Source organism: Terrimicrobium sacchariphilum, assembly GCF_001613545.1.
Taxonomy (GTDB): Bacteria; Verrucomicrobiota; Verrucomicrobiia; order Chthoniobacterales; family Terrimicrobiaceae; genus Terrimicrobium; species Terrimicrobium sacchariphilum.
The window spans coordinates 2273980-2296757 of the sequence record NZ_BDCO01000002.1 but is presented as its reverse complement, the minus strand read 5'-3'; the positions used below and the strand labels follow the sequence as shown (position 1 = coordinate 2296757).

Here is a 22778-nt window from a genome sequence, read left to right as displayed (position 1 = left end):
TCTCATCCGGCGCGTCGTTTACTGCGGGAAACCTTGGCCGGTATCGCCCCTGGAGGCTCCCCTCCAAGCTGCGGCCGCGTCGTCGTACCATCACGCCAAACTCCTTCCACCAGAATGCGGATCGGCGTGGTCGGCGGACCCTGCTCGCCGCGCTGTAACATCTCGACCAGATTGTCGACCGCCGTGCGTCCGATCGTAATTCCGTTCTCATAAACACCCGAAAGCGTCTCGTCATCTCCCGCAAGACTCAGATTGGCCACACCTACATCTTCCGGGACGCGCACTCCCATCCGTCGAATCCAGTTCGTGACATCAAACCCTCCTAGAAACAAAACCACATCCGGAGCCGCTTTCTTAAACCAGCGCTCAAAGGTCTCCTCCGGCGGAGTCCTAGACGGATCGAAACAAGGCTCGATGCGCTGCTCCCAGGGATGCTTCTTGTGATACAGCCAATGACTGATGGAATAGGCGTTCTCCACTTTGTCATCGTGATCCTTATGCACATATAAGCCGATACGCTTGTAGCCCAGATCCTTCAGCGTCGCAAAAGCGAGATTGGCGGAGTGAATCTGATGATTCGTCACCAGGTTGAAAATACGAGGATACAGACTGTAGCCAAATGTGATGACAGAAAACCACTCGTATGCCAGCTGCAGCCATGTCCCGGCCGAGGGCTGGGGCGCAAGCAGCAGCCCGCGAATCCCGCGGCTTCGCAGGATTCGGGAAAGCTGGTCAGGCGTGAGTTTATCTCTCTTGAGACTGAACTCCTCCACATTGTATCCGAGCTCCCTCGCCCGCTCGGAAGCCCCCCGAAAATATTCATCAAACGTCGGCTGATCGCGCAGACGATATTCGCCGGACCAGTTATCGATCCAGGCTATTGTCGACTGATAATGCGCCTGAAGCTTAGCCTTCCGATAGGCATTCAGCGCTGACAACGCAGCGTCAGGGACATAGCCAAGACGATCCGCCACGGCCTTGATGTGGGCTTTGACTTCCGAGGAAATCCGGGGGTTGTCCCGCAGGGCCATGCTGACTGTGCTGTAATGCACGCCCACCTCCTTCGCGATATCGCGCAAGGTTACTCGCTGGATCATGTCAACAGTTTGAGCTGAACCAATGGCAAGTCAACCCTTCACTAGCTCCACCCAAGATAAATTATCGACCGAAACTGTTCGCAGCGATCAACAGTTTGACTTGATTGACTCTCGCGACCGATCCGAGAGCGAGGCTTATTAGGAGAGTTCGATGCTCCAGACCCTGACCTCCGATCGCAACCCGCAGGCCGCTGCCAGCGGCCGAGTCGCGTTGTTGATCAACAAGAAGGAAAGCGACCTGTTTTTCCCAGTTGGTTTTTCACTGCCTGGAGCTGAAATCTTCGATGCTGCCGAGGCGGAGCGTGATGGATATCTCGATCTCTCACTCCTGAGGAGCATTGCTCCTCAAGTGGCAGTCACCAGCTGGTCGACGCCTCCGTTTCCAAAGGAAACTCTCGCGGAGGTTCCCACCCTCCAGTATGTCTGCCATGCGAGTGGCTCGGTACGTAACCTTATTCCACGCGAACTTCTCGAGCAGGGATTGCTCGTGACAAACTGGGGAACTCTCGCCGCCGACACGGTTGCGGAACACGCCCTGCTTCTTATCCTCTCCGGCCTTCGCCGCACGCCCGAGTGGCCCGATATTATCGCGGGCAAAAGACGCTGGCAGCCCTCCCCGATTCGAACCCGTACCCTGTATGGGAAGCGGGTTGGCATCCATGGTTTTGGAAACGTCGCACGATCCCTCGTGCAACTCCTCCGCCCGTTTGCCGCTCGTGTCTCCGCCTTTTCGACCGGCGTACCCTTATCTTACTTCACCGAGTACGACGTCGCCCCATGTGAAAGCCTGGAGATGCTTTTCGCATCAAATGAAATCATCGTCGACTGCGAGGCTCTCAACGCCCGCACGATCGGCACAGTCTCCCGCACGATCATGGAGCTGATGCCCCCCGGCGCACTATTCGTCAATGTCGGCCGGGGTGCTATCGCCGATGAGACAGCCATTGCTGATCTCGCCGCCTCCGGTAGATTATACGCCGCGCTCGACGTTTATCAGGTCGATCCCATCGCGCCCGATTCACCACTTCACGCCGTCGACAGCATCGTAAAGTCTCCCCATATCGCAGGCCCGACTGCAGACCAGTTCCCCCGCTGCGGGGAGCTTGCATTGCACAACATCGCCGCTTTCCTCCGGGGAGATCCGGTTTCTGCCAAGGTGACCCTGGAAATTTACGACCGCGCGACTTAACCTCGGAAATCGCTTTCCGGTAAAATATCGTCCGCCAGCCTCCGGCAGACAACCTCCCATGAAATCCTCAACACTGTATTGCCTTACTCTTTCCGCGTGTTTTGCCAGCGTGTGCCTTGCGCAGACCGAGGGAGTGAAAAAGCCCGCGTACCTTGATACAAACTATACGGGCCCCGCCGCGCCGGGAGAGCCCCTTCCGGCCCTGGAATTGCCTGCCAATCAGGCTTTCGTCCACCCTGGCATTCTGCACACCCAGGCGGAACTTGACCAGATCCGCAAGCATCTTGCCGCCGGAGAAGAACCCTGGACCTCCGCGCTGAAGGCTTTACAAGCCAGCGAATACACCGCCCTGGACTACCAACCCAAGATCACTCCAGTAATCAACCCTCACGACAAGACCGTCGGCTACCTCATGAAGGATGCAACGGCAGCCTATGGCCACGCGCTACTCTGGAGCCTCACCGGCAACAAGGCCCACGCCGACAAAGCGATCCAGATCCTCGATGCCGCTGGCAGCAAACTTCAGGCCATCGAGATCGGTCGGCAAGACCAGGGAAAGGTCACCGCTGGTTTCACTGGCGGCAAATACGCCAGTGCCGCAGAGCTGCTGGCGCATTACCGTCAACCTGACGGTAGTTCTGCCGGCTGGCCGCAAGAATCCGCCGAGAAATTCAGACAAATGCTTGTCGCCGTCTTCTATCCCCGCCTTCAGGGTTTCAAACCGGAGTTCAATGGAAACTGGGATGCCAGCATGATGGCCACGATGATGGCGATCTCCGTATTCTGCAACCGCCACGATATGTTCAACGAAGCCCTTGCCTATTACCTCAATGGCAAAGGGAACGGCTCCCTTACCCACTACATTCACCCCCACGGTCAGAACCAGGAATCAGGTCGCGATCAAATCCATGGACAGATGGGACTCGCCGCACTTGCGGCATGCAGTGAGATCGCAAAGAATCAGGGGATTGATCTCTACTCTGCGGCAGGAAACCGGCTCGCCACAGGGTACGAATACATGGCAAAATATCTTGCCGGACAGGATGTAAAGGTCCTTGGAGAGGTTCCCATCAGTCCCAAGGGCCGCGGAGAATTCCGACCCGGATACGAGCTCATTTATCAGCATTATGTGGTCGAGAAAGGTCTCGATCTCCCCTACGTTCGCGAGACCATACAGAAGCATCGCCCAGAGGGAGTGGACTTGATCATCCTGCCTTCCTGGGGCACCTTGACCTCTTACTTTGGCCAGCCTGCGACGGCGCCCTCATCGTCTACGAGCAAACCATAACTCCCCCTTTTTTCTCATGGTCGCCATTAACTTCCCCGATTTCCTAAAACTCAGTTTTATCGCGACATTTTCTTTCGGCCTCGGCCTCGAACTCTCGCAGGCCCAGCTTATTGAATGGAAATTCAATGAGGGCAGCGGAGAAATGGCGGAAAGCTCCGGCTCCGCGGGCGCCGCTGCTCTGGCGATGAAGAATGACAAAGTCCAAACATCGCTTTTCACTCCTGATGGCGGGGGAGCCTCCGGCAAGCCCGGTGACTATGCCCTGGACCTCTCCGGAGCTAATGGCATGGGAGCCAATAACCCGCCAAACACCGGTCCCGTCGCCACCGTGTCGGGAAACGCAGAGGGACTGTCGGCACTTGGTGGGCTGGAATCCCTGACGATTACCGGCTGGATTAAACCTCAGGCGCCCATCACAGGTGCAGCCCGCATCATTGTCGGGAAAACCTTCTACGTGCAGGCCGGCAGTAGCGGCGAGCTTCAGTTCGGAGTCGTTCCAGACAACGGCACTCCTGTCTTTGTCAACAGCGAGCCCAACTATACAGAGGTGGGAATGTGGATGTTCTTTGCCATTACCTATGATGGCACCCGCACCATGGATAATGTGAACTTCTACGTGGGTGCCACTGACGCCGGACTTACTCTCGTCTGCACCCGTTCCGTTGACGCTGGCAGACTCCCCCCCTTTTCCGGCGGGTTGGAAGTGGGCAACGTCTCTTCCGGTGTACGACCGTTTCAGGGGATGATCGATGATCTCACCATTTACGGCGCGGAAAACGGAACCGAGGGTGCTCTGCCCCAGGCGAAAATCGAAGAGATTTACAACAAGATCGCCAAGCCCTGAACCAAGCCACCCGACCGTCGCCCTATCTCAGCGGCCCCGGAAGTGATTTCTCCGCCAACGCGATGTGGTTGGCTGCGAGAACGGACTTCAACGTCGGTGAAGCCACGCCAGTCAGATAAAGCTGCACGGAGCTAAACTGGTGTCCGGCAATATGCCCTGACTTCACCACATCGAGAAAGCCCGCGCTCTCCTTCGTCCATGCCGCGTAATCCCATTCGAGCGGAATGATCAATGCCCCGTGCTGGTTCATTGCCAGCGGCGCGCGACGGTAGTTAAAGACCGCCGAGATCGGCTGCGAGCGATTGATCGCAGCAAGCAATTGCGCCTGCCGCGTATAGCGGATCGCCTCAGTCTCGTTGGCTGCCGCCGTCGCCAGCTTGACGTAGATCGCCCGCCCCTTCGCTCCACGCAGTTGCGCCAGCGAATCCACGATCACCGTCTGATGCATCGGGGAAAGCGCAGGGTTGTTGAGAAACGCGTTGGCGTGAGCGCGATCGATGCCCATCGCGAGAAGGATCTTCAGGTTGCGCAGCCTGAGGTCCGCCGGGCTGAGATCGCGCAGCGCCGCATAGGTCTGGCTGCCCGTGTTGACTGATCTCAAAGTCAGCCCCACCGCACCACCCACCGGCATGAGAGCGCCGGTCAGCGTCATCTGCCCGGCGTAGGCCGCCCAGGCAATGCTCTTCAGCTCTTTTTGCAGCTCTGGATTTGTTGAATAAGGATCAACACCCAGGCTGAGCGCGATCTGCCGCTTCGCCTTGCTAAACCCAATGGCGCCTTCAAGCGTGGAATCTTCGTACTTGGACTGTTTACGCCCTTGCCCCGCTTCCTTCACCGCTTGGCCAACCCCATTTACCGTATTCCATAGTCCTTTGCCCAGATCACCCACGGTTCCTACCGGATGCTCGATAAGGTTCTGCGCGAGCGCCAAAGGACTCTTCGCTGCCCGCTGCAGCGCCTGCTTGTAGCTCTCGCTGCGAGACACCTCGCGCAGCTTGGCGATTGCCTGGATCTCCGCGATACGCTGGATCAACGCCGTGTTGCCTTCCGCCAGGTTGACCCCGGAATCCGCCGTATCGATGGTAAAGTGATTCAACCCCCGACTCGTCGGTACCGGAGGCTGCACGGCGAAGTTGTAACCCCGGTCAAACTCTGGCCGCAAAATCACCCGCGCATCCAACACCGGAGGCACCTCATACGGAGGCAGCGGCGCCGCAGCAGGCGTCTGGGCAAAGGCGGGAACGGAAAGAAGAATCAGGCCGAACGAAACAAATGACTTTCGCATGGAGTACGTGGAAATTGGCAAGAAGCGCGCATTGAAGCAGAACGTTCCTGAACCCGTCAATGGGAGCCGACAGAGAACATAGCCCCGCCGAAACATTCTCGATATCCCGATGGTCGACGCCTGCATCCCCCATAGACCTTCCGATATCGGCCCAGGTAAACTCTTTGTGAGACATGTCGCTGCTTCAGAAAGAAATGAGACCAAGCCTCCATTTGATCAAGACGCTCGTCCTCTCTTCCTCACTTCCTGGGAGACGATGTCACGATGAACTCCACTATTAAGCTGCTCGCTCAGTCATTATCCAAGGTGCGTTGTGCATGCAGCCCCAGAGACCTCGTGCCCGCTAGGCACATGAGCGTCGATGGTTCTCTGATTTCGAGGAGGACTACGATCCTTGGGCTCCCGCAGCGGCGAATGCTCCGGATTAAGAGCGTTGGTAATTCTTACGTCCACCAGCCTGTTTCTTCACGATGATTAGGCAAACAGCCTTTTCGTCGTGAAAGCTCGCACTTCCTCTCATCGCACCAGTTGGTTTACGCGATTCGCCCAGCGTTGCGCCCACTGGTCGGGGCAGCCGGTTACCTTCGTGGCAGCAGTGGGGTTGCTTGTCGTCTGGGGGATTTCGGGCCCCATCTTCGGATTCAGCGATACCTGGCAGCTGATCATCAATACGAGCACGACCATCGTGACATTCCTGATGGTATTCTTGATTCAGAACACTCAGAACCGCGACACCGAGGCTCTTCAGATCAAGCTGGACGAACTCATCCGCGCCACGCGCGCTGCGAACAACTCCATGCTCGATCTCGAGAAGCTCGAGGAGGCCGACCTCGATCGTATCCGCGCGGATTACGAACAACTTGCCGAAAAAGCCCGTTCTGAAATCACCAACCGCAAAAGCCGTCGACGAAAATCCGACTAGCTGGCTTTCTTTCCCTGCCCCGCTTTCTCAGGCGCCTTGGAGCCGAAAAACAGGCTGTCCACATAGTCTCGCGCGTACCGGAGGTTTTGGACGACCACCGTGGAATCCGGCTGTGTTTTGCCGATCAGCATCGAGCCCTGCCAGATGCTGTTAAGAAACCAGGCCACTCCTTCAACATCGAAATCGGCAACTGGCTTGTGAATGTCTTTCGCCTCTTGGAGAAGCTTCGCCACATAGGAGGTCCAATCCGCCAAAGCCTTGGCGCTGCCCTCGCGCAGATGCTCGTTCGTAAAGGACATCTCCTGCGCAAACATCCCCACCAGGCAGCAGACGCATTCCTCCGGCTGCTGAGCGAAGCCAGTCATGATATCGAGCATCTTATGGACGCGGACGAGCGGGTCCGCGGAAATATCCAGTCGCTCAGCTTCGGCGTAGAGTGCCATACCAAAATCGGCCCACCGCTGCAGCGCAGCCACGCCGATGTCCTCCTTGGACTTGAAGTAATGAAAGAACGCGCCCTTCGTGACTCCCGCCTCCGCGCAGACATCGTCCACGCCGGTGGCCACGAAGCCTCGCTTCAGCATTAATCGCACGGCGGCATCGACCAGCTTTTCCCTGGTCGGGATCTGACCCTCCTTCACTCTACTCATACATACCGATTGGTATCTTACCGCATTAAACAGCCTCGTCAACAAATCCCCCGACCAGTCCTTGACCCCCTCCCGGATTTGGGAGCAAGTTCGCCCTCGTGAAATCGATTCCTCTCTGGGATGGACCCGCCCCTTATGCCAAGGGTTCATCGCCCGCCGACATTCCCACCCTCGACATCTACGAACCCTTCGGCAACACCTTCCGCGACTGCGCCGTCGTCATCCTCCCGGGAGGCGGCTATGGCTTTCTCTCCGGCCAGGAGGGAGAAGGTTTCGCCGGTCTTTTCCAACTCTGGGGCTTCCACGCCTTTGTCTGCAACTACCGCCTCGGCTCCGATGGCTATCGCCATCCCACCATGCTTACAGACGCCTCGCGCGCTGTGCGCATCGTTCGTTCGCAGGCAGCCGAGCGCGGGTATGATCCCAAAAAGATCGTCATCATTGGCTCTTCCGCCGGCGGCCACCTCGCCGCCACGGTTTTGACCCAGTGGATCGAGGCTGATGCCAACGCCAGCGACCCGATTGATCGCGAGTCCTCCCGCCCCGATCTCGGCATCCTCTGCTACCCGGTGATTACGATGGGTGACTTCACCCACAAGGGTTCGCAGGAAAATCTCCTCGGCGTCGATGCTGAGCAAGACATGCTGGAGGCCATGTCCGCCGAAAAGAACGTCACGGCTCAAACCCCGCAGACATTCATCTGGCACACCTACGAGGATGGTGCCGTGCCGGTCGAGAATGCCGTGCATTTCGCGTCAGCTCTCCGCAAGGCCGGAGTGCCTTTCGAACTTCACATCTACCAGGATGGCGGACACGGCCTGGGAATGAAGGACGGCATTCCCTGGGTGAACGACTGTTTCAACTGGCTGCAGAAGCGCCTGAAATCCTAACGAACCGACCAAAATAGCCGGGCGGGCAGACCTCGCTCGTCCGGCTTTTCTTCCGAGGTGCCTTAATCGCCCGAAATGTCGCCGATCTCATTAATGAGCCAGCGGCCATTTCTCTTCACCACCTCGACATCGATGGTGTGTTTGAAATTTGGTTCGCGACTGACCACTTTCACATCGGCTTCGTCGCCATCTCGGTCGATCTTGATCTTGCCGACCTGAAATCCCTTGTCCGGCCAGTCCTGGCCGCACACGATCGCGTCGGAGCCGTAGCCGAGCTCAGGATCATCCTTGAGCGCCTTGGTGTAAACCTTGCGCAAAGCTGTCGCAAATTCCGGCGTCACGCGCGGGTCCTTCGCCACGAAGTTCATTGTCCCTTTGTAGCCGTTCAGCTTGGGCAGAGCCTGGATATAGCTGTCGTAAAATCCCTGCACTGCCGTGCGAATGTCGGCTTCGTCATTGGCGAGGGAGACAGATACCGGGAGAACCAAGAGTAGGAGGGCAAGGATACGGCTCATACGGCGTAATTTTCACCCTGTGCTCCAAAACCGCAAGCCTTTCGGCCGCGCCTAAAAAACCTCGTCCGCTGGATAAGTCAGACCGATTTCCTTGCGCCATGCGTCGAGGAGGCGGTGATTTCCCAGCGAATCCTCCCCGGTCATCGCAGGCCACGGTGACTCACCTTCGTTCTGATACTGCGCCACGGCATCGAGTTCGTAGGCATACAGATCGGTCGCGTCCTCGGTGGAAATCGTCTCGGCGGTATTGCTGGCGTAGTCCTTCAGGATGATCGAAGCACCCGCCGATCCCGCGATCCATGGCTGCGTGATCGTCATGACTCCGGCTGTGCCGTGCACTCGCACGCAATTCTCCAGCGGCGCGACCATCGATGTCGACAGATGGGCAAAAATCCCGCCCTCAAACCGCAGCACCGCATGAGCCTGCAAATCTGTTCCCTCGCCCGAATCAAGCTGCCCTAGCGCCTTGATTTCAAGCGGCTCCGCGAGCTCCCGACCCAGCGAAACACCCGCGACCAGCCTTGCCATCGACGCGCAATAACAGCCGATGTCAAGTATCGCTCCCCCACCGAGTTCCCGCGCAAACAGTCGGCTCTTCGGCTCATAGGCGGGCAGGCCGCCAAAGCTGCACTCGATCGTTTTCACCTGACCCAGTCGCCCCGAGCGTAAAATCTCGATCACCTTCGCTGTCTGCGGATGGCAGCGGTACATGAAGGCTTCCATGAAAAAGACGCCATGTCGCTTCGCCGCGGCAAGCATCTGCTCAACCTCGCGAGCATTCATCCCGGCTGGCTTTTCGCAGAGGATATGCTTCCCCGCTTCCGCCGCCTTGATCACCCACTCCAGATGGAACGGGTGCGGCGTGGCGAGATAGACTGCCTGCACGCCAGGATCAGCCAATAGTTCCTCATAGGAACCATAAGCTCGCGGCACGCCGAATTCCTCAGCGAACGCGCGGGCCGGTTCCAGGGAGCGACTGGCCACGGCGGCCAGCTCCCCCGTCTGGGAAACTGCCAGCGCCTGGGCCAGGCGCCGGGCGATACGCCCGGTGCTCAGAATGCCCCACTGGAGTTTCACGATAGGTTAGGCTTACGCCTGGGCGCTGGAATCCTCGTCCTCCGGCTCGCTCACGACTGGCGCGATGGCCTGGAGGTTTTCGCTTTCGCGCATGTCGATCAGCTTCACGCCCTGGGCGTTGCGGCCGGTCACACGAATGCCGTCGACCTTCGTGCGGACCATCTTGCCCTTGTTCGTGATGAGCATGATCTCGTCTTTATCGCGCACGGTCAGCGCACCGGCCACGCCACCAGTCTTCTCGGTGGTTTTCATGGTGATGACACCCTTGCCGCCGCGGCTCTGCACGCGGTATTCCTCGAATTCCGTCTGCTTGCCGATGCCGTTCTCTCCGGCCACCAGCAGGTAGGCATCCTTCTCCACCACCGCCGCAGCGATGATGTAGTCGCCCTTGTTCGGGCGGATGCCCCACACGCCGACGGTGTCGCGGCCCTGGTCGCGCATCTCTTCCTCGTGGAAGCGAATGCTCATGCCCTCGTGAGTGATGAGCACGATCTCGTCCTGCCCGCCCGTGAGCTTGCAGTCAATGAGGTGGTCGCCTTCCTCGATCTTGATGGCAATGATGCCGCCCTTGCGGATGTTTTTGAAGTCGCTGAGATTGCTCTTCTTCACGATGCCGCTACGGGTCGCGAAGACGATGTGAAGCTGGTTGCTCCACGTATCCTCTTCCTTCTTCTGCCCCTGAATGCGGATCGTCGCCGTGATCTTTTCGTCATTGCGCAGCTCGAGGAAGTTCGCGATGGAACGTCCCTTGCTCGCGCGGGAGCCTTCGGGAATCTCAAACACGCGCTCGACGTAGCATCGACCGGTCTGCGTGAAGAACATCAGGTAGTCGTGCGTGGTCGCGGTGAAGAGATGCTCAACGAAGTCGCTGTCCTCTTCATTCTCCGCCTCACGTGCCGTCATGCCGATCACGCCCTTGCCGCCGCGCTTCTGCGCTCGGTAGGCACTCACCAGCGTGCGCTTGATGAAGCCGTTGTGCGTGAGCGTCACGATCACGCCCTCATTGGCGATCAGGTCCTCGATGGCGATTTCGCCCTCGGCTGGAACGATCTGCGTGCGGCGCTCCGTGCCGTAACGCTTCTGAATGTCGCGCAGCTCTTCCTTGATGATCGTCAGCACTCGGGACTCCTTGGCCAGAATGTCGAGGAGATCGCGGATGACCTTGAGGAGTTCGTCGTACTCGCCCTTGATGCTGTCGCGCTCAAGGCCGGTCAGCTGATACAGGCGCAGGTCGAGGATGCTGGTCACCTGCTTCTCGGTGAAGCGATAGTGGCCATTGATGAGGCGGGCCTCGTCGCGAATGAGGATGCCGATCTGCTCGACGATCTCACGGGTCCAGCTGAGCTCCAGCAAACGACCCTTGGCTTCATCGCGATCGCGTGAGTCGCGGATGATCCGGATGAAATCATCAAGGTTTGCGAGAGCGATGAGGTAACCCTCGAGCTTCTCGGCTTCGATCTCGGCCTGGCTGAGCAGGTAGCGGGTGCGGCGCAGCACGACCTCGCGGCGGTGCTCGATGTAGCAGTTGATCGCGTCCTTGAGAGAAAGAAGGCGCGGCTTGCCGTGATCGATCGCCAGCATATTCACGCTGAAGGAGGTCTCCAGCGCGGTGTGCTTGTAGAGATTGTTGATGATGACCTTCGGATTGCCATCACGCTTGAGGTCGACGACGACGCGGGTCTGCTCGTCGGATTCGTCGCGCACATCGCTGATGCCCGTGAGCACCTTCTCGTTCACGAGTTCCGCGATGCGCTTCACGAGGTCGGCGCGGTTTACACCGAACGGAATTTCCGTGATGACGATATTCTCGCGGCCGCCCTTGGCCTCTTCCGTGCCGACACGGGCGCGCACGCGCACCGAGCCACGACCGGTTTCAAAGTACGACTTGATGCCGGTCGAGCCCTGAATCAGACAGCCCGTCGGGAAATCCGGCCCCTTGATGTAGGCCATGAGACCTTCGATCGTGATATCCGGATCGTCGATCTGGGCGCAGATGCCGTTGATGATCTCGATCAGGTTGTGCGTCGGGATGTTCGTCGCCATGCCGACCGCGATACCCGTGCCGCCATTGATCAGCAGGTTCGGGAACGCAGCAGGAAATACCACTGGCTCGGTGAGACGTTCGTCGTAGTTCGGCACGAGGTCGACGGTGTCCTTCTCCAGGTCGTCGAGAAGCGTGCCGCCGAGGGGCGTGAAGCGAGCCTCGGTGTAACGCATGGCAGCCGGCGGGTCGCCTTCCACCGAACCAAAGTTCCCCTGCGGGTCGATCAGCGTGTCGCGCATCGCCCAGGGCTGAGCCATGTGCACGAGGGTCGGGTAAATGACCGCTTCGCCGTGGGGGTGATAGTTACCAGACGTATCACCGCAGATCTTCGCGCACTTCATGTGCTTGCGCGGCGGATAAAGGCTCAGCTCGTGCATCGCGAAAAGGATGCGGCGCTGCGATGGCTTCAGGCCGTCGCGCGCATCCGGCAGAGCGCGGGAAATGATGACCGACATCGAATAGTCGAGGAACGACTTCGACATCTCATCGGCTACGTCGATTTTTTCTACTCGCTCGTTGAGAGTGTACATGTACTTCGGAAATCTGGGGTGGGATTAAACGTCCAGGCGGGCGTTCAGCGCATTGTCCTCGATGAACTGGCGGCGCGGTTCGACGACGTCGCCCATCAGGATGGTGAACATCTCATCGGCCTTCAGCGCGTTGTCCTCGTTGAGATCCACGCGGAGGAGTCTACGCTTGTTGGGGTTCATCGTCGTCTCAAAGAGCTGCTTCGGGTTCATTTCACCCAAGCCCTTGAATCGCTGGATCTGCATGCCCTTCTTGCCGATATCCAGCACGCGCTGGAGGATCTCGGGGATGGAGAACACCGGATGCGTGGTGGATTTCTCGCCCTCGCCTTCGATCAGCTCAAAGAGCGGCGTATCACTGTTGGAGAAGTGGTCGACGTGGAGCCCCTTCTTGTCCAGCTCCGCGATGAGCTTCTGCACGGCTGTGGACTCATAGAGTTCCACCTTGCGGGCGCGGCGATGGACGCCGTTCTTCTTCGACGATTTCTCAGCAGGAGCGGCCACGGCCTCGATCACAACGGGCTGGCCGTTTTCATCGAGCGCTGGCGCTTCGGGTTCGTCCTCGAAAAGATTCAGGTCGAGATTCTCCTCGTGGAAGGCGCGCATCTCGGCCTCACCCGGGAAGTACGTCACCCACTCGGTGTTACCCTCACGCACCTTTACGAGATACGCCGGGAGCTGGCCGGTGCCGGGATTGCGCTCGCTGAGATAGGTCTCGAAGTCTCCGCCATGGCGGCGGATCGCCTCGCTGAACTTCGACAGCCTTTCGAGCAGTTCGAGCAGTTCCTTGAGCTGGACCGGGGTGAAGACCTTGCCGTCGGCGAGGTTCTTCAGCTTCACCTCTTCAGCGCCGAGCGAAATGAGGATCTTGTTGAGCTGGGCGTCATCGTCCACGTACTCCTCGCGCTTTTTGCGCTTGATGAGGTAGAGCGGCGGGCACGCGATGTAGATCTTGCCCTGGCGAACGAGCTCCGGCATCTGCCGGTAGAAGAACGTAAGGAGCAGCGTGCGAATGTGCGAGCCGTCCACATCGGCATCGGTCATGATGATGATGCGTCCGTAGCGGAGCTTCGCGAGATTGAAGGCGCCCTCCTGGTCGCCAGCACCGATACCCGTGCCGACGGCAGTGATCATCGTCTGGATTTCCGTGTTCTGGAGCACCTTGTCGAGGCGAGCCTTCTCCACGTTGATCAGCTTGCCTCGGATCGGCAGGATCGCCTGGAAACGACGGTCGCGGCCCTGCTTGGCGGAGCCACCGGCCGAGTCGCCCTCGACGATGTAGAGTTCGGTCAGCGACGGATCGCGCTCGGAGCAGTCAGCCAGCTTGCCGGGGAGACCGCCGCCGGTCATTGCGCCCTTGCGGACGGTTTCACGAGCCTTGCGCGCGGCCTCGCGGGCGCGGGCGGCGGTGAGGCCTTTTTCGACGACCTTCTTGGCGATCGGCGGGTTCTGGTCAAAGAACGTCATCAGCCCCTCGTACGTGATCGAGGAGACGATGCCCTCCACCTCAGGCGTCACCAGCTTCACCTTGGTCTGGGACTCAAAGCCCGGCCATGGGTGCTTGATGGACACGACCGCGATGAGACCCTCTCGGACGTCGTCGCCCGAGATCGTCGGGTCCTTGTCTTTCACGAGGTTGTTCTGCTTCGCGTACTGGTTGATCGCACGCGTCAGCGCCGTGCGGAAACCGGTCGAATGCGTGCCGCCGTCCGGGTTCGGAATGGCGTTGGTAAAGCAGAGGATCTGGTCGTTGAAGCTGTCGTTGTACTGCAGCACGAGGTCGCAATACATATCGTCCTCGACCTCCTGCTGGTCCTTGTTGCGGAACTTCACCTTGCGCTTGCCGTCGAGCACGATCGGCTTCGGGTGAATGAGTTGCTTGTTCTCGCCGAGCTGGCGGACGAATTCCTCGATACCGAGCTTGTAGAGATACTGCTCGCGCCGCTCCGTCTCCCCGCGCTCGTCGATGAGATTGATCTCGAGCCCCGGATTAAGGAAGGCCAGCTCGCGCAGACGAGCCGCCAGCTTTGCAAATTGAAACTCGACCGTGATGTTGAAGATCGTCGGGTCGGGCAGGAAGGTGATGAGCGTGCCGGTCTGCTTCTTGTTCTTCAGCTCGCCGATGACCGTAAGCTTCTGCGTCGTCACGCCGCGCTCAAAGGCCATGTGGTACACCTGGCCGTCGCGGGACACCTCGACCTTGAACCAGTCCGAAAGCGCGTTCACGCACTTGGCGCCCACACCGTGGAGACCGCCGGAGAATTTATACGCACCCTGGCCGAATTTGCCGCCCGCGTGGAGATTCGTCAGCACGAGCTCGATGGCCGGCACCTTGAACTTCGGGTGCATGTCGACCGGGATGCCGCGTCCGTTGTCCTTGATGGAGCACGACCCATCCGCATGCAGGGTCACATCGATGCGCGTACAGTACCCAGCCAGGTGTTCGTCGATCGAGTTGTCGAGCACCTCAAAGACGCAATGGTGCAGACCTCGCTCGTCCGTGGGTCCGATGTACATTCCGGGGCGCTGTCGCACGCCAGCCAAGCCCTCGAGTTTGTCGATTTTGGAAGCGTCGTATTTCTCGCTGTTCGGCGTAAGATTCGGTTCGTCGGACATCAATGGAAGAGTGTTGGCAGGAAGGAAACCTGTTAAACGGGCAAGTCTAGGGGTTGCCGGGAGTTCAGACAACCGTTTTTTACTTCCCTGAGCCACAGCATCTTGAGAGATGATATTAGCCCAACACAACATATTGCGTTTGAGTCTCGGTTGCCCACGTTAGGACAACTCTCCAGGATACCCACCTCGCCGGGCTTCCCTTTTCCCCACCTCTTGCGGTATCCCAAGGGCTGTGTCCGACACCCTCGTGCGCCGTATTTACTCCCTCCTGGGCGGGTTGCTTATCGTGGCAGCAGCCTTCCTGACCTATACGTGGAACTCCAAGACGGTCTTCTTTGAGGATGGCGTCTATTTTGCCGACGGAGACTGCTACGCCCGTATGACCAGGGTGCAGATGGTCCTTGAGCATCCCTTCACCCCGCTGCGCCACCACGATTTCGAGAACTACCCGGAGGGTACGACTCCGCACACAACAGCTCCCCTGGATTTCCTTATTGCCGGGCTTTCACTCGTACTAAAGCCCTTCTCCGCCCAATCCCTCGATCTGGCGGGAGCATACATTTCGCCCCTCGTCGGCATGCTTCTGGTCGGCTACCTCTGGTGGTGGTCAGGCAAGGTCTTTCCCGGAGGTCTACGATGGCCGCTTCTCGTGACTGTCGTTCTTTCCCCCATCCTCGTCCACGGCTTTCAGCTTGGTCGCCCCGACCACCAGTCACTCATCATCCTCCTTGTCGGAATCGCCTGGGCGGCGGAACTCGCCCTCTGGCGAAACATTCCCGGTCGCTGGCATCTCGTCTCCGCCATCAGCTGGGGCCTCGCCCTCTGGGTTTCTTTGTTCGAACCCGCCATCCTCCTGGTTGCCACCCTCCTGCTCCGGGTCCTTGTCGGCTTGGCTCCCCGTCGTCACGCCTTGCTTCCCGACCGTAGGAGCCTGATCGTCTTTTTTTCCATACTGGCTCTCTGGCTGCTTTTTGATGGGTGGCGTGGCACGGGTCTCCCCGATGCGTACAAAGCGATATTTTGGCGCTGGGCGCAGAGCATAGGCGAACTCCAGCACACCTCCATCCCGCAAATCTTTGCATGGTGCGGATGGCTACTGGCCATCGTCCCGGCCCTGCTCATCCTGCGCAGCCTGCAACTGCGCGCACTGAAAGGTGTCGCCTGGGCGCTCATGCTCCTCCTTCTCACCGGACTCACCCTCTGGCATATGCGCTGGGGGTATTTCCTTGCCCTGAGTTTCGCCTTCGCGCTGCCCATCGCCTTGGCGGCCATCCCTTGGAAGTCTGTTGCCTGGGCCGCCTTCATCATCGCTCTCTGGCCAGTTGCCTCCGAGTGGGATGAAAAGCTCTTCCCCGATCAGGAGGAACTCCGCGCCCGCAACGAGAACCTCGCCGACGCCGTCCTGCTTCGCAGCACCATTCCGGCCATGACAAATCCCGGCAGCATCCTTGCTCCCTGGTGGCTCACGCCTGCCGCGGTCTACTGGAGCCGCCATCCCGGCATGGGCGGCAGCTCTCACCAAAGTCTACCCGGCATCGTTGACACCGCGGAGTTTTACACCACCACCGATCAGGAAAAAGCCCGGAAGATTCTCGAGGACCACCATGTCCGTTACGTCATCGCGTACGAACCCTCGCGCATCTTGGAAAATTCCGCGCAAGTCCTGGGGACACCTCTACCGGCATCAAGCTTCGCCACCGAGCTTTTCCGCACCCGTCCCGTCCCGCCGCGCTTTCTCCGGCTGGTGAATCAGAACCGGTTCTTCCGCATCTACGAGGTGACGCAGGATTAGTTTCTCGTTTGGAGAAACTGAAGGTTCCCCGTCTGCGTGGCCCACGTCCGGGCCGCCTCAGCATCGCGCCGGGACCAATTGGCCAGAACTGAGCTCAGGTAGCGCTGGCGTGCCTCGGCATTGGTGATTTTCAATGCCCAGTTGGCAGAATCCGCCGGCTGACGCCATTGATACTGCTCGACGAATCCGTAAATGGCGCTTTCCCGCTCAGCACCCTGCGGCAACGTCTCAAACCACCGCGCCGCAGCCTGGGGATTATTAGCCGCATAGCCGCTCGCTGCGCCTTGATAGGCCATCCGCCGACTCTGCTCATCATTGGTCAGGGCGGCCGCCCAGGCCAGAGCCTCGTTTGGGTCCCGCCTCGCCACATCGCGAGCCATGCTCCTCGCGGCCATAGCGCGGACATTCTCGTTTTTGATCTGCGAAAAATTCGCAGCGAATTCCGACACATCGCCCTCGCGCAATTTTCCGAGCATTCCGAAAAGAAAGCTATACGCGACGCGCGGGTCTTCCAGGCGATTGAGTACGCCTATGCCTGCCGCCGCCGAGGATTCCGCCATGACCGATCCCAGCGCATTTGCGATCGGCGCCGCCGCCTTCGGGTCGTCCTGGTCAAAGAGCAACGCGATTGCCTGGTCGGGAGCCTGTTGAGCGATAACCTCCGTGATCTTGCCCGCCGCCCGGTCCCATACCTGATCGTTTTGAATCTTGTCCAACGCCTCAAGCGCGGCGTTCGGATCACGTTTCGCCAGTTCGCTGGCCGCGATACCGATAAACCCGCCTCCATCCCGCATCGATAAGCCGGAAAAATACTGAAACGCCGCCGTCGGATCGCGCGAGGCCCAAGCAAATGCCGCATAAGCACCCACCCGATATTTTAAGAGATCCGATGTGAGAGTTCGCGAATAGTCGTACAAACCCGCATAATCCGTGCCCGCCCATTGCTCGGCCACCATTGCCGCCAGCCCGTCATTAGCCGCTTGAGGGTCTTTCTCCAACGCGAGCTGTAGCGCGACAGACGGAGCATGAGATGCGAGCTGCTTCAGCATCGCCCGCAATACGACCTCCTGCATGGAACCGGGCTGAGCCTGCAAATCACGAATGCTCTGAATGAGTTCATCGCGAGAAAGGCGGGCGGAATACGCCGCCGCCAGTGTTGCCTTGGCTTCATCGCCATTGGCCATGGCCATGTCGGCCAGAACCTCCGAAACCGGTCGCTGCTTTGCCTCAGTACCCGGCTCCATCGAACGAAACCCGAGTTTCGGCGTGATGGACGGCTGCGGAGTTGGCGTCGATTCAGTCACCTCACCCGTTCCCGGACTCTGGCGCCCGCATCCTGCCACGCACAGGACGGTCATGGCGAGGCCGGCCTTCCACCAAAGCCCGGAGCGGGGTTGTTTCTTCCACATAGCGATTCCTGAGGGGTCGACGGGCATCGTGCCGGGAAGCTCCCGCAAACTCAAGGCCGCACTCACAGGGGCGAAGAGCGCTCCGTTTATTGACTCCTCCTGAAAGCGACGGTGATCACCCATAAACTCGCCCTTTCCTTTTTCTCCCGGATGGAGCAAGTAGGACGCATGAGCGACTACGACTTTGCCGTGATCGGCGGAGGCAGCGCGGGCTATGCCGCCGCGCGCACCGCCGCCTCGCTGGGACTCAAAACCATCGTGCTCGATGGCGGGAAAGAGGTGGGTGGCCTCTGCATTCTCCGGGGCTGCATGCCGAGCAAATCGCTTATCGAATCCGCCAACCGCTTCCGCGCCTTCGGCCAGGCCCGCGAATTCGGTCTCCGCGTCACGGATTTTAGCTACGACGCCACCGAGATCATCGCCCGCAAGCGGCGGCTTATCGGAGAGTTCGCCGACTACCGCCGCGAGCAGCTGGAGACCGGCAAGTTTGAATTTGTCCGTGGAAAAGCCTCCTTCCTCGACGCCAACACCCTGCACGTCGATCTGCTCGACGGAACGACTCGCACCATCACCACCCGGTCGGCCATCGTGGCCACCGGGTCCGTCGTCAATGTTCCGTCGGTGCCCGGGCTGGCGGAGTCTGGAGCATGGACGAGCGACGACGTGTTGGAGTTGACCACGATCCCACCCTCCCTCATCGTCCTCGGCGCAGGCCCCGTCGCTCTGGAGATGGCTCATTACTTCGCCAGCCTGGGGACCAAAGTCACCATCATCCAGCGCAGCGCCCAACTCCTGACCGGCGTGGACCCCGACGTGGCGAAAGAACTCGAGCACGCCTTGAGCGATCGCGGGCTGGAAATCCACACCGGCACCACGCTGGTCAAGATCGAGCGGGAAGGCGACCTTCGCCGCATCACCTTTGAGAAGAACGGCGCCACCCACACCGTCGAGGCCCCCGCCCTGCTCAACGCCCTTGGCCGCCGCCCCCATCTCGCTCACCTCGGGCTGGACAAAGCTGGCATCCTCGTGGAGGGCAGCCACATCGCCGCCAGCGCCACCCAGCAAACATCCCAGCCTCATATCTTCGCCGCCGGGGATTGCTGCGGGCCTTACGAGGTCGTCCATATCGCCATCGAGCAGGCGGAACTCGCCGCCCGCAACGCCGCCAAGGTGCTCGCCGGTTCCGACTTGCTGGAGAAGATCGACTACCGGCTCAAGCTCTACGCCGTCTTTACCGAGCCGCAGGTCGCAGCCGTGGGACTCTCGGAAGCCGAGGCCGCGGCGAAGGGTGTGGAATATCTCACCGCCTCCTACCCATTCAACGACCATGGCAAGTCCCTGATCATGGATGAACTGCACGGCTTCGTGAAACTCATCGTGGAAAAGCACTCCCGGGAGATCATCGGCGCCTCCGTCGTCGGACCGCACGCCTCCGACCTCATTGAGGAGGTCGTCGTGGCCATGCGATTCCGCTCCACTGCCGGTCAGTTTGCCCTCATACCGCACTATCACCCCACCCTGTGCGAAATTTGGACCTACCCCGCCTCCGATTTGGCGGAGGACGCCTCGGTCGGGAGTTGACCTGCCTAGGTTCACCGCTAGATTTGCCCGTTATCGCCCTATGAACCTCAACAATTTGACGAGCTTTATGCCGGATACCACTCCTTCTGCCACCAAGAATATCCTCACCAACGACGTCCAGATCAAAGGCGCCATCAACTTCGAGAGCGAACTGATCTTTGACGGCAAAATCGAAGGCGAAATCGTCTCCGAAAACGGCAATCTCACCCTGGGCAAAAACGCCGAGGTGAATGGCGAAGTCCGCACCAAGAACGTCGTCGTGCACGGCACCGTCAACGGCAACATCACCGTGACCGAGCGCGTCGAGCTCAAGGCCAGTTCCCAGCTCACCGGCGATCTCCGCGCCGTGCGCATCGTCATCGAGGAAGGCGCGACCTTTATCGGCAAATCCGAGGTCACCCCGAACAAGCCCGCTCCGGCCTTCAAGGCCTCCGACCGCGGCACAGCTCCTGCCACCACCAAGACCCAGTCTGCTTCCGCGCCTGCCGTGTCCTAAGGCTCCATGCAGGACAATCTCCGCAAGGCCCCGTTCCGGTGCCCGCACTGCGAGTACGTCCAGCTCGAGCCCGTAACCGCCATCTCCACGTACTGCCGCTCCTGCGGCAGCTACTATGAGATTGGCGCTCCGGTAACCGGAAAAGAAAAACCCGCGCCAGCGCCCGCCGCTCCCCGGTCTCAGCCGACAGCGGCGCAGCGTCATGTCCGGGAGGTGCGATGTTATCGCTGTCGGCGGACGCATGAGGTATCAGCCTCCGCCCGCAGCACGATCTGCCCGGGCTGCTCCGCCTCGATCGAGTTTGACGACATCATCTTCGACTCCAAGGTCGCCCGCCCCGTCGACACTCGTGGACGGCTGATCGTGGAGGCCAAAGGCTCCCTCAGCAACGGCTACATCGTCTGTGGCGAGGCCGATATCCGCGGCGAGGTCAACGGCACCCTGCGTTGCGAAGGCACTGTGCGTATCGCCTACTCCGGCATCATGAGCTGCCGGATCGCCGCAAAATCGATCGTGATTGAAAAAGGAGCCAGGCTCGATTTCCCCCTCCCGCTCATTGCCGCCGAAATCATTTTGCATGGCTCGGCCCGGGGGAATTTCCATTGTGAGGGCCAGGTCCATGTTCACCGTCATGGCCGCCTTGAGGGTCGACTCACCGCCAGGGCTGTCGTGGTCGAAAAGGGCGGTTTTTTGCTCGCCGACAGCACCGTGCAGCCAGCCTCCCCCATCCAGAAAAGCGAAAAGGAAGCGCCTGAAAAGACGCTTCCTCTCGAGGGATTAACCAATCTCGGTCTGGCGTCCTAGACGCCCGACGCGTGCTACGGTGTGGCTGAGGCCGCAGCAGCAGGCTGCGGAGCGACGACAGCCGTCACAGCCGGCGGAGGAATCAATGCCTGCACATCGGACAGGATCGATCCGCCAAACATTGCCGCCGGAGTCGTCGGGTAGGTCTGGGTCAGGGTATTCAAAGCTCCACGAGCCTCCTCGAGCTTATTCTGGCGCAGAAGTATCCGAGCCTGCTCCAGTAGGGCAAATGAAGCCACGTAGCTTTTCCCATCCTGGGCTTGCACATCACGCAGGGCATCGAGAGCCTCACTCAGCTTATTCTGCTGCTCGAGGTTTTGGGCGATTCCGAGACGAGCCGCGCCGGTAAGCGTGTTCTTCGGGAAGATCTCCAGGAACTTCTTATACGTTGCCGTAGAGTCCTCGATCTTGCCCCCATCGCGCTGAGCGGCAGCGACAAGGAAGTACGCATCGGCTGCCGCCTGCGATTTCGGGTACTGGGCAATGAGCGTCTGCCAGGCTTCCACCGTGGTGGCCTCGGCAAAGGATTTCTCCGAGTTGATCCGCGTATTGCGCTCGCTCAGCCAGTAGAAACCGCCGCCCAGGGCGATAACCACCACGGCGATGGCGCCGCCGATGATGACCGAGCGATACTTGGTCCAGAACAAATCGGAGTCGAACCCGTCGGATTGCAGCAAACGATCCTCCGCCGGAGGAAGTTGGTCCTTGGACATAAGATTAGGCTCCCACCTCCGCGCGAGCTTCCTCGGCCAGGGCCGTGCTCAGATAACGCTCTCCCGTGGAGCAGGCTACCGTAACGATCAGCTTGCCCGCATTCTCCGGGCGCTTCGCGACCTGTAGGGCGGCCCACACGTTGGCACCTGTGCTGATACCGACGAGGATGCCCTCTTCCTTCGCCAGGCGACGAGCCATGGCGAAAGCGTCTTCATTCGCGACCTGGATACATTCGGTGATCTGCTCCGATCCATCGGAGGCCTTGAGATGCAGGTTGCCGGGAACGAATCCCGCGCCCGTGCCCTGAATCTTGTGCGGACCCGGCTTCACCGGCTCACCGGCGAGGGTTTGCGAAATGACCGGCGAATCCTTCGGCTCGACTGCGACGGCCGCAAAGCCCGCCTTGCGCGGAGCCAGTGCCTCGTAAACACCAGTGATCGTTCCGCCAGTGCCGACGGCTGCGACAAAGATATCGACCTTGCCGTCGGTATCCTCCCAGATCTCCTCCGCTGTCGTCTTGGAGTGAATCGCCGGGTTGGCCGGGTTGTAAAACTGCTGCGGAATCCACGAGTTCGGCGTCTCCTTCACGATCTGCTCGGCTCGGGCGATGGCTCCCTTCATCCCCTCGGCACCTGGAGTGAGCACCAGTTTGGCACCCAGCATGGCGAGGAGCGTGCGGCGCTCAAGGCTCATCGTCTCGGGCATGGTCAGGATGAGCTTGTAGCCCTTGGAGGCGGCGACGAACGCGAGGGCGATACCGGTGTTGCCGCTGGTCGGCTCGACGATCACGGTGTCCTTGGTGAGCACACCGCTCTTCTCGGCCTCCTCGATCATCGCCATGCCGATACGGTCCTTCACGCTTCCCAGCGGATTGAAAAACTCGCATTTCAGCGCGATGGTGGCATTCACGCCCTCGGTCACCTTGTTCAGTTTGACGAGGGGAGTGCGTCCGACGGTCTCAACGATGTTGTTGTAAATTTTGCCCATGACGATTGATTTGATAGGGGAAAGCGCAACCTACACGCGGCCCTTGCGACG

General features: G+C 59.7%; 19 protein-coding genes. 9 read left to right on the top strand and 10 right to left on the bottom strand.

Annotated features, from left to right (window positions below):
• Positions 1-2: 2 nt before the first annotated feature.
• Positions 3-1097 carry a LacI family DNA-binding transcriptional regulator gene (locus tag TSACC_RS10790; RefSeq protein ID WP_075079309.1) on the bottom strand — a complete coding sequence of 365 codons (1095 nt, stop codon included), beginning with the start codon at positions 1095-1097 and terminating at the stop codon, positions 3-5.
• A 151-nt stretch (positions 1098-1248) separates the two neighbouring features.
• Here TSACC_RS10790 and TSACC_RS10785 point away from each other — a divergent pair, with 151 nt between their 5' ends.
• Genes TSACC_RS10785 through TSACC_RS10775 form a run of 3 tightly spaced genes read left to right on the top strand, consistent with a single transcriptional unit; the run spans position 1249 to position 4418 of the window.
• Positions 1249-2286 carry a hydroxyacid dehydrogenase gene (locus TSACC_RS10785; protein ID WP_075079308.1) on the top strand — a complete coding sequence of 346 codons (1038 nt, stop codon included), beginning with the start codon at positions 1249-1251 and terminating at the stop codon, positions 2284-2286.
• Between the two features lie 58 nt (positions 2287-2344).
• The gene (locus tag TSACC_RS10780; RefSeq protein WP_084400376.1) at positions 2345-3574 is read left to right on the top strand and encodes an alginate lyase family protein; all 1230 of its coding nucleotides are present in this window, start codon (positions 2345-2347) and stop codon (positions 3572-3574) included.
• Between the two features lie 16 nt (positions 3575-3590).
• Entirely contained in the window at positions 3591-4418 is an 828-nt protein-coding gene (locus tag TSACC_RS10775; protein ID WP_075079307.1) for a LamG domain-containing protein, read from the top strand.
• Positions 4419-4440: 22 nt separating this feature from the next.
• Here TSACC_RS10775 and TSACC_RS10770 read toward each other — a convergent pair whose 3' ends face one another.
• On the bottom strand, positions 4441-5703 hold the full coding sequence (locus tag TSACC_RS10770; protein ID WP_075079306.1) for a hypothetical protein: 1263 nt from the start codon (positions 5701-5703) through the stop codon (positions 4441-4443).
• 496 nt (positions 5704-6199) lie between these two features.
• Here TSACC_RS10770 and TSACC_RS10765 point away from each other — a divergent pair, with 496 nt between their 5' ends.
• On the top strand, positions 6200-6625 hold the full coding sequence (locus tag TSACC_RS10765) for a low affinity iron permease family protein (protein ID WP_075079305.1): 426 nt from the start codon (positions 6200-6202) through the stop codon (positions 6623-6625).
• Here the strand turns inward: TSACC_RS10765 and TSACC_RS21830 are convergent.
• The gene (locus tag TSACC_RS21830) at positions 6622-7275 is read right to left on the bottom strand and encodes a TetR/AcrR family transcriptional regulator (protein WP_169809609.1); all 654 of its coding nucleotides are present in this window, start codon (positions 7273-7275) and stop codon (positions 6622-6624) included. The genes TSACC_RS10765 and TSACC_RS21830 overlap by 4 nt on opposite strands.
• 98 nt (positions 7276-7373) lie before the next feature.
• Here TSACC_RS21830 and TSACC_RS10755 point away from each other — a divergent pair, with 98 nt between their 5' ends.
• A complete protein-coding gene (locus tag TSACC_RS10755; protein ID WP_075079303.1) occupies positions 7374-8165 on the top strand; it encodes an alpha/beta hydrolase in 792 nt (263 codons plus the stop codon).
• Between the two features lie 62 nt (positions 8166-8227).
• On the opposite strand, the gene TSACC_RS10750 is transcribed toward TSACC_RS10755, so the two are convergent.
• From TSACC_RS10750 to gyrB, 4 genes are read right to left on the bottom strand one after another with little or no spacing between them, the layout of a single operon-like run.
• Complete coding sequence (locus tag TSACC_RS10750; RefSeq protein WP_075079302.1) at positions 8228-8680, bottom strand: DUF3828 domain-containing protein; 453 nt, start codon at positions 8678-8680, stop codon at positions 8228-8230.
• Between the two features lie 51 nt (positions 8681-8731).
• Positions 8732-9757 carry a Gfo/Idh/MocA family protein gene (locus TSACC_RS10745; protein WP_169809608.1) on the bottom strand — a complete coding sequence of 342 codons (1026 nt, stop codon included), beginning with the start codon at positions 9755-9757 and terminating at the stop codon, positions 8732-8734.
• Between the two features lie 12 nt (positions 9758-9769).
• Complete coding sequence (gyrA, locus tag TSACC_RS10740) at positions 9770-12331, bottom strand: DNA gyrase subunit A (protein WP_075079300.1); 2562 nt, start codon at positions 12329-12331, stop codon at positions 9770-9772.
• 24 nt (positions 12332-12355) lie between these two features.
• A complete protein-coding gene (gene gyrB / locus TSACC_RS10735; protein ID WP_075079299.1) occupies positions 12356-14944 on the bottom strand; it encodes a DNA topoisomerase (ATP-hydrolyzing) subunit B in 2589 nt (862 codons plus the stop codon).
• Between the two features lie 232 nt (positions 14945-15176).
• Between gyrB and TSACC_RS10730 the strand changes: the two genes are divergently transcribed.
• Positions 15177-16736: a hypothetical protein gene (locus TSACC_RS10730; RefSeq protein WP_075079298.1), complete on the top strand. Its 1560-nt coding sequence runs from the start codon at positions 15177-15179 to the stop codon at positions 16734-16736.
• On the opposite strand, the gene TSACC_RS10725 is transcribed toward TSACC_RS10730, so the two are convergent.
• Positions 16733-18268, bottom strand: coding sequence for a hypothetical protein (locus TSACC_RS10725; RefSeq protein WP_153811392.1), 1536 nt, complete (start codon positions 18266-18268; stop codon positions 16733-16735). The two genes, TSACC_RS10730 and TSACC_RS10725, sit on opposite strands and share 4 nt — an antisense overlap.
• Positions 18269-18313: 45 nt before the next feature.
• Here TSACC_RS10725 and TSACC_RS10720 point away from each other — a divergent pair, with 45 nt between their 5' ends.
• Genes TSACC_RS10720 through TSACC_RS10710 form a run of 3 tightly spaced genes read left to right on the top strand, consistent with a single transcriptional unit; the run spans position 18314 to position 21026 of the window.
• Positions 18314-19726, top strand: coding sequence for a dihydrolipoyl dehydrogenase family protein (locus tag TSACC_RS10720; protein WP_075079296.1), 1413 nt, complete (start codon positions 18314-18316; stop codon positions 19724-19726).
• 40 nt (positions 19727-19766) lie between these two features.
• Positions 19767-20222, top strand: a complete 456-nt coding sequence (locus TSACC_RS10715; protein WP_075079295.1) for a bactofilin family protein — start codon at positions 19767-19769, stop codon at positions 20220-20222.
• A 6-nt stretch (positions 20223-20228) separates the two neighbouring features.
• Positions 20229-21026, top strand: a complete 798-nt coding sequence (locus TSACC_RS10710) for a bactofilin family protein (RefSeq protein ID WP_075079294.1) — start codon at positions 20229-20231, stop codon at positions 21024-21026.
• A gap of 14 nt (positions 21027-21040) precedes the next feature.
• Here TSACC_RS10710 and TSACC_RS10705 read toward each other — a convergent pair whose 3' ends face one another.
• Positions 21041-21739, bottom strand: coding sequence for a tetratricopeptide repeat protein (locus TSACC_RS10705; protein ID WP_075079293.1), 699 nt, complete (start codon positions 21737-21739; stop codon positions 21041-21043).
• A 4-nt stretch (positions 21740-21743) separates the two neighbouring features.
• On the bottom strand, positions 21744-22727 hold the full coding sequence (gene cysK / locus TSACC_RS10700; RefSeq protein ID WP_075079292.1) for a cysteine synthase A: 984 nt from the start codon (positions 22725-22727) through the stop codon (positions 21744-21746).
• Between the last annotated feature and the right edge of the window lie 51 nt (positions 22728-22778).

Coding starts and splice junctions, on each gene's coding strand:
- TSACC_RS10790 (WP_075079309.1), bottom strand. CDS start 1,097: ATGATCCAGCGAGTAACCTTGCGCGATATCGCGAAGGAGGTGGGCGTG.
- TSACC_RS10785 (WP_075079308.1), top strand. CDS start 1,249: ATGCTCCAGACCCTGACCTCCGATCGCAACCCGCAGGCCGCTGCCAGC.
- TSACC_RS10780 (WP_084400376.1), top strand. CDS start 2,345: ATGAAATCCTCAACACTGTATTGCCTTACTCTTTCCGCGTGTTTTGCC.
- TSACC_RS10775 (WP_075079307.1), top strand. CDS start 3,591: ATGGTCGCCATTAACTTCCCCGATTTCCTAAAACTCAGTTTTATCGCG.
- TSACC_RS10770 (WP_075079306.1), bottom strand. CDS start 5,703: ATGCGAAAGTCATTTGTTTCGTTCGGCCTGATTCTTCTTTCCGTTCCC.
- TSACC_RS21830 (WP_169809609.1), bottom strand. CDS start 7,275: ATGAGTAGAGTGAAGGAGGGTCAGATCCCGACCAGGGAAAAGCTGGTC.
- TSACC_RS10750 (WP_075079302.1), bottom strand. CDS start 8,680: ATGAGCCGTATCCTTGCCCTCCTACTCTTGGTTCTCCCGGTATCTGTC.
- gyrA (WP_075079300.1), bottom strand. CDS start 12,331: ATGTACACTCTCAACGAGCGAGTAGAAAAAATCGACGTAGCCGATGAG.
- gyrB (WP_075079299.1), bottom strand. CDS start 14,944: ATGTCCGACGAACCGAATCTTACGCCGAACAGCGAGAAATACGACGCT.
- TSACC_RS10725 (WP_153811392.1), bottom strand. CDS start 18,268: ATGGGTGATCACCGTCGCTTTCAGGAGGAGTCAATAAACGGAGCGCTC.
- TSACC_RS10720 (WP_075079296.1), top strand. CDS start 18,314: ATGAGCGACTACGACTTTGCCGTGATCGGCGGAGGCAGCGCGGGCTAT.
- TSACC_RS10715 (WP_075079295.1), top strand. CDS start 19,767: ATGAACCTCAACAATTTGACGAGCTTTATGCCGGATACCACTCCTTCT.
- TSACC_RS10710 (WP_075079294.1), top strand. CDS start 20,229: ATGCAGGACAATCTCCGCAAGGCCCCGTTCCGGTGCCCGCACTGCGAG.
- TSACC_RS10705 (WP_075079293.1), bottom strand. CDS start 21,739: ATGTCCAAGGACCAACTTCCTCCGGCGGAGGATCGTTTGCTGCAATCC.
- cysK (WP_075079292.1), bottom strand. CDS start 22,727: ATGGGCAAAATTTACAACAACATCGTTGAGACCGTCGGACGCACTCCC.